Raw genomic sequence first — 12542 nt, forward strand, 5'->3', positions numbered from 1 at the left:
CTTATTGAAAAGCCCCGGATCCGGGGCTTTTCTGTTTACGGATTGTCGCGTTTGAAAATCCAGTCATGGTCGGGATGGTTCTTGAAGCGCCATTTGCGCAAGGGACCGGCCATCACATTGAGATAATACATCTCGTAGCCATAGGGCGCGCCACATGGATGGTGGCCTTTTGGTACAAGCACAACGTCTCCGTCAGAGACCGCCATGGTTTCATCAAGGCTTCCGTCTTCGGTGAAAACACGCTGGAAGCCGAAGCCCTGCGCCGGGTTGAGACGGTGATAATAGGTCTCTTCCAGATAGGTCATATCCGGAAAATTGTCTTCGTCGTGTCTGTGGGGTGGATAGGACGACCAGTTTCCCTGCGGTGTGAATACCTCGGTAACAAGAAGGCTATCGGCAACATCGCGGCTTTCCATTGCGATATTATGGATGAAGCGGGTATTGGCACCTTTTCCGCGTTGTTCAAGTGTCACGCTTTCCGGCCCAAGCTTCTGTGCCTTGCGGCCTGGCTTGCCCGGTGCGGTGCAAACAGCCAGAACACAATCTGTCGTGGCGGTTGCATGCCAGTCGCTTTCAGCAGGCACATAGAGGCAGTGTGGCGGCAGTTTCTCGAACACGTTTATGCGCTCGCCCATCTCGCCGAAATCCTCGCCAGAAGCGGAAATCTTTGCCTTGCCTTCCACAAGAACAAGGATCACCTCCGTCGACCCAGTCTTTTCGGAGACACTCTCGCCGGATTTGAGACGATAGAGCCCGAACCCGACATAACCCCATTTGGCGCTTTCCGGAGTGATGTCGTGGACCTTGCCATGCGTGCCGTTGGGCTTGCGCAACAAATTGGCCATGTCTCAGTCTCCTTTGTCGAGTCCTGCTTCGCGTGCGAATGATTTCAGCGATTTTAGCCCAAGTGACTGATACTGATACGGATTACGAATATCGGGGTCCTGTTCTGCTTCGATCACCAGCCAGCCTTGATAGGTTTTATCAGCAGCAACTTTCAGTACAGGTATGAAGTCGACGCCGCCATCCGCATCGCCCGGAACAGTGAAGACGCCGCGACGGACCCCCTCCAGAAACGACAGGCTCTGGTCGCGTACTTCAGTGGCCATCGCCGGGCGAACGTTCTTGGCGTGGATATGTCCGACGCGGTCCATATGCTTTTTCGCAACCCGCTCCGGGTCGCCACCACCGAACAGGCAGTGACCTGTATCGAGAAGAAGTTTCGCGTACGGTCCTGTATGCTGCATCAGAAGATCTATCTCGTCCTCGCTCTGCACTACCGTTCCCATGTGATGATGGTAGACAAGCGCGATACCTTGGGCGGCGGCATGTTCTGCCAGTGCTTCGACGCCCGCGCCGAATTCTTCCCAGCGCGCTTCTTCCAGCACTGGACGCTCAGACAGCGGCTTGTCGTTATCGCCGTGAATGGCATTCGACGTTTCGCAAACAATGATGACCTTCGAGCCCATCGCCTTCAGGAGGTCGAGCGCGGGCTGCATTGCCTTCTTTTCTTCTTCGACCGAATTCACCAGCAGATTGAGCGAATGCCAGCCCGATACATAGCGAAGCTTGCGAGGTTCAAGTACGGCTTTGAGTGCAGCCGGTTCCTGCGGAAATTTGTGACCTTTCTCGATTCCGTCGAAGCCGATCTCGGCGGTTTCATCGAGACATTGATCCAGAGTGATATGCGCACCGAGGTTGCGATCATCGTCGTTCGACCAGGCGATAGGATTGGTGCCATAGAGGATCATCGGTCAGTTTCTTTCTTTGAGCTTGGCTTCATAATCTTTACGCGCAGCACGTACCTGTTCGCGCTCCGAGACTTCCGGCACCGCGACATCCCACCACCAACCGCCAGTTTCAGGGGTCGGGTAAGGATCGGTATCGATAATGACGACAGTGGTTCGCGGGCTGTTGCGGGTTTCCGCCAAAGCCTCTTCCAGCTCGCGGATCGACCCTGCTTTCTTCGTATCGGCACCCATAGCTCCGGCATGGGCGGCGAAATCGATGTGCGACGGGTTCACGTGGCTCGAATGGTCGAGCAGGTTGTTGAACTCAGCGCCACCAGTCGCCATCTGCAGCCGGTTGATGCAACCGAAACCGCGATTGTCGGTAATAACGACCGTAATCTTCTGCCCCATCATGACGGCAGTGGCGAGTTCGGAATTGGCCATCATGTAAGAGCCGTCGCCGACCATCACGATGACGTCTCGATCCGGTTCGGCCATCTTGATACCAAGGCCGCCAGCTATCTCATAACCCATACAGGAGAAGCCATACTCCATATGGTAGGACATGGGGCGACCGGCTTTCCAGAGTTGGTGCAGTTCGCCCGGCATGGTGCCTGCCGCGCACATGACGACCGTGTTCTCTTGTGCCTGACGCTGTACCGCGCCGATCACCTGCATATCGGTTGGCAAAGCGTTGCCGTCACTGGGGGCAGCGGTAAACCCGTCTGCCGCCGCAAACCATTTTTCTTTCAACGCTGTGTCCGCAGGTTGGCGCTTATAGCTGCCAACCGCTTTCGAGAGCGCTTCAAGGCCAATCTTTGCATCGGCAACCAATGGAAGCGAACCGTGCTTGGAGCTGTCATAGGGTTGGACGTTTAGCGAGAGAAGCTTGCGCCCGGGATGTTTGAACAGCGCCCATGATCCGGTCGTGAAGTCCTGAAAGCGTGTGCCGACGCCGATCACAAGATCGGCTTCCGCCGCGATAGCATTGGCGCTGTCTGCCCCAGTCACGCCAACCGGACCAAAATTGAGCGGGTGATCCCACGGTAGCGCCGATTTGCCAGCCTGTGTCTCGATGACTGGAATGCCATGTGCTTCGGCAAAATTGTGTAACGCTTCGTGAGCGCCGGAGTAGTGCACTCCGCCGCCTGCAACGATAACGGGGTTAAGCGCTGCCTTGATTGCTGCCGCTGCGGCATTCAGTTCATTCTCATCGGGCGGTGGACGGCGCCAGTGCCAGACTTTCTGTTCAAAGAACTCTTCCGGCCAGTCATATGCTTCCGTTTGCACATCCTGACAGAAAGCAAGCGTAACCGGCCCACAATCAGCAGGATCGGTCATGGTGCGGAAGGCGCGGGGCAGGGCAGTGAGAAGCTGTTCAGGCCGGGTGATCCTGTCGAAATAGCGGCTAACCGGACGAAAACAGTCATTCACGGTCATAGTGCCGTCATTGAAGTCTTCGATCTGCTGCAGCACGGGATCAGGTCCACGATTGGCAAAGACGTCGCCGGGAATGAGGAGAACTGGTAGGCGGTTCACATGGGCAAGAGCTGCTGCAGTGACCATATTTGTTGCGCCGGGGCCGATGGAGGAGGTGACGGCGCAAGCACGCTTGCGGCCAAGCTGCTTGGTATAGGCAATGGCTGCATGGGCCATGGTCTGTTCATTATGGCCGCGCCATGTTGGCAGTTCGTCGCGAATGCCATGGAGGGCCTCGCCAAGTCCGGCCACGTTTCCGTGGCCGAAAATAGCCCAAACACCTGCGATAAAGGTCTCACCATCCGGCGTCATCTGATTGGCGAGGTAGCGCACCAATGCCTGTGCGGCGGTTAATCGAACGGTCTTCATAGCTCCTCCAGTTTCCTCCCGGCAGAACGAATTCAATATGTACGCACGCTGTCCCAGACGTTGCAAAGGCCACGATAGCGCATCACCATGTCGGCGATTGCTTCTTCGTCGCTGATCGAACCGTTCAGCCATTTGCGTGCCGCGTCACCAAAAATCGTACGTCCCACAGCAAAGCCCTTGACGAGATCGAATTCGGCAGCAATTGCAAGACTGGCTTCCAGTTCTTCGGCAGGCGCGTCCAGCCCCAGAACAACGATGCCACGTGTGTGTGCATCATTGCGTATGATCGCGTCACAGGCATTGGCCCAGGCCGCTCTGGTCTTCATGGGTTCTAGCTTCCACCAGTCGGGATAGATGCCGATTTCATAAAACCGCTCGATCACACGCGCAGTTGTGTCGTCATCGACGGGACCTGCTTTGGATGGGATGACTTCCAGCAGGAATTCCAGTCGGTTGCGCCGTGCGGCTGCGAAAAGACGTGAAACAGTTTCTTCCTGTTCTGCCTTGAATTCAGTTGTGTCATCCGGATGGTAGAAGCATAGCAACTTCACTACATTCTCGACAGGCCACTCGACCAGTCCACCGCAGTCTGGTCCGAGTTCCGGTTCCAGCTTGAGCGGACGCGAACCGGGCCATTCGGTCGGACGTCCGATCCACAAGCCCGAACCGGCGGCCCGGTAAAGAGCATCGCGGCCCAGTCGACCATCACACAATATGCCGTAACCCTCATCCCCGTTTGCCACCTGCAAGGCCGCATTCAGGCAAAGCTGTTTGAACTCGCCAATCTTTTCCGTTGAAACGCTCGCCTCGGCGGCCATTTCTTCCAGTTGAATACGGTGATCAAAGGCAAAAACGCGCATATTTGGCCAGTGGCCGTTGCGATTGGTGGACCAATGAATCTGCTCCAGCGCGGCATCCTTGCGCAAAGCCTTGTTGCGAATGCCGGTACGGAAAAAATACTGAAGCTCTTCCCAGCTCGGATAAGCTGGCGTGCATCCATGTCGCGAGACTGCAAAGGCCCCACAGGCATTGGCTAATTTGAGGCTGGTAGGCCAGTCTTCGCCCTTCAACCAACCGCGCAAAAGCCCGGACATGAACCCGTCGCCCGCACCAAGCACGTTGAATACGTCAATTGGAAACCCTTCGCCGCTCTGTCCCTCGTCGAGGCTGTTAGGGATTGGGCCTTCGAAAACCACGGCTCCCATGGGGCCGCGTTTGCAAACCAGTGCAGCGTCCGTTACTGCGCGCACGGCTTTCAGCGCTTGAAGCGTGTCTGTCGAGCCGCCAGCAATATGAAACTCTTCTTCCGTGCCGACGATCAGGTCGAACAGATGCAGGGTCGATTGCAGTTTGGTCGTAACAGCTGCGGATTCGATAAAACGGTTCTCGCCGTCGCCATGACCGGAAAGCCCCCAGAGATTGGGGCGATAGTCTATGTCGAGTGCCGTCCGGCTGCCATTGTCGCGAGCAAGACGGAGTGCTTTCAGAACAGCCGCTTCTGTCTTCGGATGTGATAGATGTGTGCCTGTAACCAGAATACAGCCAGCTTCGGCGATGAAGACCGGATCGATGTCGTCCTCGCACAATGCCATGTCGGCACAATTCTCGCGATAGAATATCAGTGGAAAATGCTGCTGATCGCGAATGCCGAGAATAACGAGCGCGGTCAGGCGTTCGGGATCGGTGACGATACCGCGTGTGTCCACGCCTTCGCGTTCCAGCTCGCGTAACAGAAAACGGCCCATATGCTCGTCACCAACACGGGTGATAAGTGCGGATTTAAGGCCCAGCCGTGCAGTCCCGGTTGCGATATTGGTAGGAGAGCCACCTACATATTTGTTGAAGGAGGCCATGTCTTCCAGAAGGCCGCCAACCTGTGCGCCATACAGGTCAACCGAAGATCGGCCAATCGTTATCAAGTCGAGCCGCTTCACTACAATCCTCCCTCGCTATTTTCTTATTGCTGCAAGGCTGTGCAGAATTCATGCACACATAGCAGTTATTCCATTTTTGATTAAAATGGATTTATTATTCCATTTCAACTAAAAAATGGAATATGCACGGGAAGGATCAGTCGCTTTGACGTGCGGTGCCTACGGCTACAGCGAGCGCTATAGCAAGACAAAGCGTTGCGGAGAGTGAGCGGAAGGCGCCGAAATCCACCTCTGAAACGAGCAATGTCTGTTTGGCGGATTTACTCATCGGGCTGACAAACGTGTCAGTGATGCCGACGACGTCGATACCACGCGCAGCGACAGTTTCGGCCATTGCGACCGTTTCCGGTGAATAGGGGGAGAAGGTAATCGCCAGAAGCACATCACCTTCGCGAATAGCATGCAGGTTCTCCAGTTTGCCGACAGCGCTGTGCAGCATGGCAGGCACTTGCATCTTCTCCAGCGCGTAAGCCAGGTAGCTCGCGACGGGAAAAGCACGGCGGATGCCGACAATGTGGATTGTCTGCGCGCTGGCTAAAAGCTGAACGGCCTTTTCGAGTGCATCTGGATCAATGGTTTTGAGTAGCCCTTCAAGAGACGTGCGCCCTGCTTCGGCAAACTCGGCAAGAAGGGCAGGGGCGCTGCCGGTCGCCGTTTCTCGCAAATGTTGCAATCTGGTTGAATAGTCAGGCCAGCCGCCCGCATAGGAATCCCGGAACAGCTTCTGCATCTCCGAAAAGCCGGAGAAACCCATGATCTGGCAGAAACGCATGAAGGCTGAGCTCTGCACACCCGCACCTTCGGCCATCTCGGCGACGGTCGACACAGCGATACGGTCCTGGTTGGCGGCAACGAAATCGGCGCACTGTTTCAGCCTCTTCGGCAAACGGTCGGAAACCTCCAGCAGCTTCGCCTCGAATTCCTTGATATTCGTCGGAACGTTGATTGATGACGGGGCGGGGGAATCCATCAGTGGCCTTTCGATATGGTCTCTTGACAATCTTTATGTCACATTCTAGCAAAATAGAATAAATATTCTATAGTATATCTTCGTTTGACTGAAGATGGCCGTTTCCTGGGAGGATGAGGCAATGGTGACACGTCTGGCACTGCTCGGCGCGGGCCGTATCGGCAAGGTTCACGCAGGCGCAATCGCTGCGGACAAGCGGGCCCGATTGGTCGCGGTCGCAGACGCAAATGAGGCGGCGGCGCGAGCAATTGCTGATTCTGCCAGTGCGGAAGTCCGCAGTATCGACGCTATTGAGCAATCAGACGATGTGGACGCAGTGCTGATATGCACGCCGACCAATACCCACGCCGATCTTATTGAACGGTTTTCTCGCGTCGGCAAGGCTGTTTTTTGTGAGAAGCCGATTGATCTTGACATAGCGCGCGTTAGAGCCTGCCTCAATGTCATTCGAGAAACTGGCGCGAAAGTGATGCTGGGTTTCAATCGCCGTTTCGATCCCCATTTTGCAGCAGTGCACAAAGCCATCAAAGATGGGCGCATCGGCAATGTTGAAATGGTGACGATCACCAGCCGTGATCCGGGTGCACCGCCGGCAGAATATATCAAGGTATCCGGCGGTATTTTCCGCGACATGACGATCCATGATTTCGACATGGCGCGTTTTCTCCTCGGTGAGGAAATCGAGAACGTATCGGCCTCGGCTTCGGTGCTGGTCGATCCGAAAATTGGAGAACTTGGCGATTATGATAGTGCAAGCGTCATTTTGACGACTGCTTCCGGCCGCCAGTGCGTTATTTCCAATTCGCGCCGCGCTTCCTATGGCTACGATCAGCGCATTGAAGTCCATGGATCGCTCGGTGCTGTTTCGGCGGAAAACCAGCGTCCGATCTCGATAGAAATCGCTTCTAAAGACGGTTATAACCGTCCACCATTGCATGATTTCTTCATGACCCGCTACACGGCTGCTTATGCAGCGGAAATCGCCTCGTTTATTGATGCGCTGGACACCGGTAAGGCGCCGCATCCTTCAGCCGAAGATGGATTGCAAGCTTTGGCTCTGGCTGAGGCGGCACTTCGTTCGGTCAGGGAAGACCGCACTGTCAAAGTTGCGGAAGTTCTCGGATAAGGCGGTAATTTTGTTTGCCTTTTCTCGCAATCGGCTGCGATATGCGGGGCATGGCCTACAAGATCGATGATTTGCCGTTCGGAGAATTTTTCGTACCCGTGAGCAAAGCTACGGCAGCTCTGGTGCGGCTCGACGAACGACTTTTGCGCTCGCCCATTCGCGAAGGGATGCTCGAGCGAATGCATATGCACGATGCCGTCGCTTCGATGTGGCTTGAAGGCGAACTGGTACATATGGAAGACTTGGTCTTGCATGATGCCTTGATGGACAGCCGGATGCCTAGTCACGCCCTGACCATCGCACATGCGGTTTTGCGCATGCGTCGGCAGATTGCTGGAAGACCTGCAGATTGGGCTCTTGACCCTGCTGGTGTTCAGCAATTGCTTGGCCGCACGGTTGATACCGTGCCCTCTGGAATTGAGCCATCCGGGGCAATGGACGACGATGATGTTGATCCGCTGCTTGATGACATCGACAATTTGCTTGCGCGAACTGATGCTCTTTTGAAGGGAACTGTCTCAAACAGGTCGAAGCCGGAAGTCGTCGCGCGCGATACGTTACTCTACGACGACGACTGGGATGAGGATGCGCGTTTGCAGGAATGGCGAGGCTGTCTTGCAGCGACAAGGCATTTGCCGCCCCTTATGCGCGCCGCATTGATCCACGACGCGTGGTTTTCTCTGGAAGTTGTGCAGCGATCGTCATGGATTGGTCGGTTGCTGACTGCCGCCTTCTTGCGTCAGAGTGGCCTTGCAATCGGTCATTTGCCAGCAATCAGTCTTGGTCTCCGCGCGAAACGACCGGATGAACGACGCTCACCTAACCGTCTTGTCCGTCTCAGGGCGTTTTTTGAAAGTATCGAAGATGCAGCCGATACGACCATGAAGGAGCATGACCGGCTGCTGCTGGCGCGCGAACAGATGCAGCGTAAGCTCAAGGGGCGCAGGTCCAATTCGCGATTGCCGCAACTGATGGATATGGTTCTGCGCAGTCCCGTTATTTCCAGCCAGATGGTGGAGAAGGAACTGCAGGTTACGCAGCAAGGGGCTTTGAAGCTGATCTCGGAACTCAATCTGAGAGAAGTTACCGGGCGCGGACGGTTTCGCGCCTGGGGAATTCTCTAGGCCGGCTTCATGCACTTGCCGCGAAGATGGTCAGCAAAGAGCTGAAACTCGTTGCGGCGGGCGGCGTTGGAGCGCCAGACGAGAACCAGTGACCGATAATTGTTCTTGCCCTCATAAGGAACGATGCTCAGCTCCGTTCCGCGCGTGGCTCCGGCTTTGACCGCCACTTCAGGCAGCAGCGTAACACCCATCCCGAAATCGACAAGTTGCACCAACGTCATGATGGATGTGGCATGAACGTCACCGCTTGCTTGGGCCGGTGTGGACCCTATGGCGGCCATGACGTGTTCCCGAAGGCAATGCCCGGTTTCCAGCAGCAGAAACGGCTGGCCTTGCAGGTCGTCTGCATCGATCTGATCGCGATTGGCCAGCGCATGATCGCGCCGTACTGCCAGATAGAAGATGTCCCGACCAAGCTCTGCTATCTCAAATTCATCGAGGTCGTAGGGATGGGCGACCAGTGCTACATCGAGCGAACCTGAACGCAAGCTGTCGAGCAGCGACCGAGTGAGACCTTCACGAATGGTCAATTGCAATTCGGGAAAGGCTTTAGCGGTCGCAGGCAGGACTTTAGGCAGCAGAAAAGGCGCTATCGACGGAATGACGCCCATTCGCAGTCTGGTCGTCAGCGGTCGTTCAGCTTGTCGCGCGTGTTCGGGCAATTCTTCAATGAGGGCTATAATCGTACGAGCGCGTGCCAGAAAATCTTCACCGGCAGGCAAAAGCTGCATTCGTCTGCCAGAACGATCAATCAACGTTACGCCAAGTTCTGTTTCAAGCGCCTGAATAGCTGCACTTAATGTCGATTGGGTAATGCCCACGACCTCAGCTGCACGCGAAAAGGACCCCGCTTTGACAAGGGCCATAAAGTAATGGAGCTGGCGGACGCTGATATTGAGCATTGCTTCTTTCGACTTTGCTCCATCGTTAAAATCGATGGATTTGATCGTTATAATCGCTTTGACCGATTTAACAAGAATCCCTATATATGACTCGTAGTCGGAAAATTCTGTAAGTTCAGAAATTTCCGCATAACAATTGAATTTACAGGCAGGTATAAAATGCTCGGTATCGGCGATAAGCTTCCCTCCTTCAAGGTCACCGGCGTAAAGCCCGGTTTCAACCATCACGAAGAAAACGGCGTTTCGGCATTTGAAGAAATCACCGAAGCAAGCTTTGCGGACAAGTGGAAGGTTATCTTCTTCTACCCGAAGGATTTCACCTTTGTTTGCCCGACCGAGATTGCCGAATTTGCGCGTCTTGCATCGGATTTCGAAGACCGTGACGCAGTCGTCCTGGGCGGTTCGACCGACAATGAGTTCGTGAAGCTCGCATGGCGTCGCGATCACAAGGATCTCGACAAGCTGCCGATCTGGTCGTTTGCCGACACCAATGGTTCGCTGGTCGATGGCCTCGGCGTTCGTTCGCCAGATGGTGTTGCGTACCGCTACACCTTCGTTGTCGATCCGGACAACACGATCCAGCACGTTTACGCAACCAATCTCAACGTTGGTCGCGCTCCCAAGGATACGTTGCGCGTTCTCGATGCGCTGCAGACCGATGAGCTCTGCCCATGCAACCGTGAAGTCGGTGGCGAGACGCTCAAGGCTGCCTGATAGGCCCTGATTGGTTTGCAGAAAGGCGGGTCAAGGCCCGCCTTTCTTTTATCTAGAGCGGTTCCGGTTAAAACGGAATCGTTGGAACCGCTCTATCTCTTTGTTTTCGGCATGTCTTTACCCCAAAACCGGTTCCCACTTTCGGGAGACATGCTCTAGTATCCAAATGACAGATAAAGAGGGTTCCATGTCCATTGATGATCTGAAGTCAAAGATCCCGGATTTCGCCAAGGACGTTCGTCTTAATCTTTCGTCGATGGCAAGCGACGAAACTCTGACACCGCAACAGAAATACGGCCTGTTCGTCGCCTGCGGCATTGCTTCTCGTAATGCCGACGTGCGCAAGGCGCTTGTTGCCGAAGCCGCTGCCAAGGTCGATGCCTCCGTCATTCAGGCGGCAAAATCTGCTGCGTCGATCATGGGCATGAACAATGTCTATTACCGCTTTGTGCATCTTGCGACCAACAAGGACTACCGCACCATGCCAGCGAAGCTGCGCATGAATGTGATCGGTAATCCGGGTGTCGATAAGATTGACTTCGAACTCTGGTCGCTGGCCGTATCTGCTATCAATGGCTGCGGCATGTGCATCGATGCGCATGAGGATGTTTTGCGCAAAGCCAATGTGACGTCGGAAACGATCCAGACCGCCGTGCGTTTTGCGTCGATTATCCAGTCAGTGGCTATTGCGCTGGAAGCTGCTGACACAGAATAAAAGCTGCAAGCTCCCTAAAAAGAAAAGCCCACGTGGATCGCTCCATGTGGGCTTTTTCGTTTCGGAAGTTCGTTATTCGCCACGCTTGAACGAGATAAAGGCAAAACCGATCAGCGAGATCACAGCTGCGGCAGACATGTAATAGCCGACATAGTCGAAGCTATAATGTGTTGCGAGCCAGGTTGCGATGTAAGGCGCTACTGAAGCACCCAGAATGCCTGCCAGATTAAAAGTCAGCGAAGCACCGGTGTAACGAACCGAGGTTGGGAATGGCTCGGCCAGAGCAGCGCCAATCGGACCGTAGGTCAGACCCATCAGGCCGAAGCCGATGACGAGGAATGCGAGTACGCCGGCCGTACCAGCCACGAACAAAGGCGCCATGATGAAGCCGTAGAGGCCGATCAGAACGGTGACGATGATCATGACCGGACGCATGCCGAAGCGGTCTGACAGCAGGGCCGCTACCGGGATCATGAGGCCGAAGAAGATTACGCCAATCATCTGAAGAATAAGAAATTCTTCGCGGCTGTAACCAAGGGCGCGCGTGCCCCAACCCAATGAGAAGACTGTCATCAGATAGAACAGGACGAAGGTTGCAACCGCACCGATCGTGCCGAGGAACAGGCTCATCTTGTGCTTTTTGAATAGAGTTGCGACCGGTACTTCGACGCGTTCAGCTTTGTCGATTGCTTTCTGGAATTCTGGCGTTTCAGCGATTTTCAGTCGGATGAACAAGCCTACACCAACCAGAAGTGCACTGGCGATGAACGGAATGCGCCAGCCGAAAGCGAAAAACTGTTCTTCAGTGAGAGCTTCTGCCAGAACGAGGAAGATGCCCGTTGCCAGAATGAAGCCAACTGGCGCGCCAAGCTGCGGGAACATGCCGTACCAGGTACGCTTGCCTTCGGGTGCGTTTTCAGTTGCGAGCAGCACTGCACCACCCCATTCACCGCCAAGACCAAGCCCCTGGCCCAGACGGCAGAGAGCGAGCAAAAGGGCGGCCCAGACGCCAATCGAATCATAGGTTGGCAGGAAGCCGATGGCGACGGTGGAAATGCCCATGGTCATGAGCGCTGCAACGAGCGTCGCTTTGCGTCCAACCTTATCGCCAAAGTGACCAAACAGAGCACCACCGATAGGGCGGGCGAAGAAGGCAATCGCAAAGGTTGCCAGAGACTGGAGAAGCGCGGAATTGCCGTCGCTCGCAGGGAAGAACAGATGCGGGAATACGATCACCGCAGCGGTGGCATAAATATAGAAGTCAAAGAATTCGATCGTGGTGCCGATCATGCTCGCGGCCAGAACTCGGCGCGCGGAATTTTTCTGCGGGGCAACCGCTACAGCGACAGTCATTGTTTCAGATCCAATATTTACGGGCCGTCTAAATTTGGGGGAGGAGCCCGAGATACGGCTTCTTTAAAACCGCGGGGTATGGAATCGCAAGCAAAAAACGGCTTTTGAGCAACTTTATGATTTCGA

Annotated in this window: 11 protein-coding genes; 4 read left to right on the plus strand and 7 right to left on the minus strand. The window is 55.0% G+C overall.

Annotated features, from left to right (window positions below):
- Positions 1-35: 35 nt before the first annotated feature.
- The 5 genes from iolB to KWJ32_RS01970 all read right to left on the minus strand — a co-directional run bounded on the left by iolB (position 36) and on the right by KWJ32_RS01970 (position 6482).
- Positions 36-845 carry a 5-deoxy-glucuronate isomerase gene (iolB, locus tag KWJ32_RS01950; protein WP_012093198.1) on the minus strand — a complete coding sequence of 270 codons (810 nt, stop codon included), beginning with the start codon at positions 843-845 and terminating at the stop codon, positions 36-38.
- A 3-nt stretch (positions 846-848) separates the two neighbouring features.
- Positions 849-1751 (minus strand): myo-inosose-2 dehydratase, encoded by a 903-nt coding sequence (iolE, locus tag KWJ32_RS01955; RefSeq protein ID WP_012093197.1) that lies wholly within the window; start codon positions 1749-1751, stop codon positions 849-851.
- Between the two features lie 3 nt (positions 1752-1754).
- A complete protein-coding gene (gene iolD, locus KWJ32_RS01960; protein WP_151609488.1) occupies positions 1755-3578 on the minus strand; it encodes a 3D-(3,5/4)-trihydroxycyclohexane-1,2-dione acylhydrolase (decyclizing) in 1824 nt (607 codons plus the stop codon).
- 32 nt (positions 3579-3610) lie between these two features.
- The gene (gene iolC, locus KWJ32_RS01965) at positions 3611-5512 is read right to left on the minus strand and encodes a 5-dehydro-2-deoxygluconokinase (protein ID WP_012093195.1); all 1902 of its coding nucleotides are present in this window, start codon (positions 5510-5512) and stop codon (positions 3611-3613) included.
- Between the two features lie 136 nt (positions 5513-5648).
- Positions 5649-6482, minus strand: coding sequence for a MurR/RpiR family transcriptional regulator (locus tag KWJ32_RS01970; protein WP_010659022.1), 834 nt, complete (start codon positions 6480-6482; stop codon positions 5649-5651).
- 121 nt (positions 6483-6603) lie between these two features.
- On the opposite strand from KWJ32_RS01970, the gene iolG reads away from it, so the two are divergent.
- Positions 6604-7608 (plus strand): inositol 2-dehydrogenase, encoded by a 1005-nt coding sequence (gene iolG / locus KWJ32_RS01975; protein ID WP_012093194.1) that lies wholly within the window; start codon positions 6604-6606, stop codon positions 7606-7608.
- A 50-nt stretch (positions 7609-7658) separates the two neighbouring features.
- Complete coding sequence (locus tag KWJ32_RS01980; RefSeq protein ID WP_040128665.1) at positions 7659-8732, plus strand: RHE_PE00001 family protein; 1074 nt, start codon at positions 7659-7661, stop codon at positions 8730-8732.
- Here KWJ32_RS01980 and KWJ32_RS01985 read toward each other — a convergent pair.
- Positions 8729-9634, minus strand: coding sequence for a hydrogen peroxide-inducible genes activator (locus tag KWJ32_RS01985; protein WP_012093192.1), 906 nt, complete (start codon positions 9632-9634; stop codon positions 8729-8731). The two genes, KWJ32_RS01980 and KWJ32_RS01985, sit on opposite strands and share 4 nt — an antisense overlap.
- A 159-nt stretch (positions 9635-9793) precedes the next feature.
- On the opposite strand from KWJ32_RS01985, the gene KWJ32_RS01990 reads away from it, so the two are divergent.
- Positions 9794-10348, plus strand: coding sequence for a peroxiredoxin (locus KWJ32_RS01990; RefSeq protein ID WP_012093191.1), 555 nt, complete (start codon positions 9794-9796; stop codon positions 10346-10348).
- 187 nt (positions 10349-10535) lie between these two features.
- Complete coding sequence (locus tag KWJ32_RS01995) at positions 10536-11063, plus strand: carboxymuconolactone decarboxylase family protein (protein WP_010659017.1); 528 nt, start codon at positions 10536-10538, stop codon at positions 11061-11063.
- Between the two features lie 72 nt (positions 11064-11135).
- On the opposite strand, the gene KWJ32_RS02000 is transcribed toward KWJ32_RS01995, so the two are convergent.
- Positions 11136-12416, minus strand: coding sequence for an MFS transporter (locus KWJ32_RS02000; RefSeq protein ID WP_151575144.1), 1281 nt, complete (start codon positions 12414-12416; stop codon positions 11136-11138).
- Positions 12417-12542 lie beyond the last annotated feature (126 nt).

The sequence above is a fragment of the Ochrobactrum sp. BTU2 genome (assembly GCF_024539785.1).
GTDB classification, from domain to species: domain Bacteria; phylum Pseudomonadota; class Alphaproteobacteria; order Rhizobiales; family Rhizobiaceae; genus Brucella; species Brucella anthropi.

What these genes read in the sequence shown, in the direction of transcription:
- iolD (WP_151609488.1), bottom strand. Translation starts at nt 3,578, where the DNA reads ATGAAGACCGTTCGATTAACCGCCGCACAGGCATTGGTGCGCTACCTC.
- KWJ32_RS01985 (WP_012093192.1), bottom strand. Translation starts at nt 9,634, where the DNA reads ATGCTCAATATCAGCGTCCGCCAGCTCCATTACTTTATGGCCCTTGTC.
- iolG (WP_012093194.1), top strand. Translation starts at nt 6,604, where the DNA reads ATGGTGACACGTCTGGCACTGCTCGGCGCGGGCCGTATCGGCAAGGTT.
- KWJ32_RS01970 (WP_010659022.1), bottom strand. Translation starts at nt 6,482, where the DNA reads ATGGATTCCCCCGCCCCGTCATCAATCAACGTTCCGACGAATATCAAG.
- iolE (WP_012093197.1), bottom strand. Translation starts at nt 1,751, where the DNA reads ATGATCCTCTATGGCACCAATCCTATCGCCTGGTCGAACGACGATGAT.
- KWJ32_RS02000 (WP_151575144.1), bottom strand. Translation starts at nt 12,416, where the DNA reads ATGACTGTCGCTGTAGCGGTTGCCCCGCAGAAAAATTCCGCGCGCCGA.
- KWJ32_RS01995 (WP_010659017.1), top strand. Translation starts at nt 10,536, where the DNA reads ATGTCCATTGATGATCTGAAGTCAAAGATCCCGGATTTCGCCAAGGAC.
- iolB (WP_012093198.1), bottom strand. Translation starts at nt 845, where the DNA reads ATGGCCAATTTGTTGCGCAAGCCCAACGGCACGCATGGCAAGGTCCAC.
- KWJ32_RS01980 (WP_040128665.1), top strand. Translation starts at nt 7,659, where the DNA reads ATGGCCTACAAGATCGATGATTTGCCGTTCGGAGAATTTTTCGTACCC.
- KWJ32_RS01990 (WP_012093191.1), top strand. Translation starts at nt 9,794, where the DNA reads ATGCTCGGTATCGGCGATAAGCTTCCCTCCTTCAAGGTCACCGGCGTA.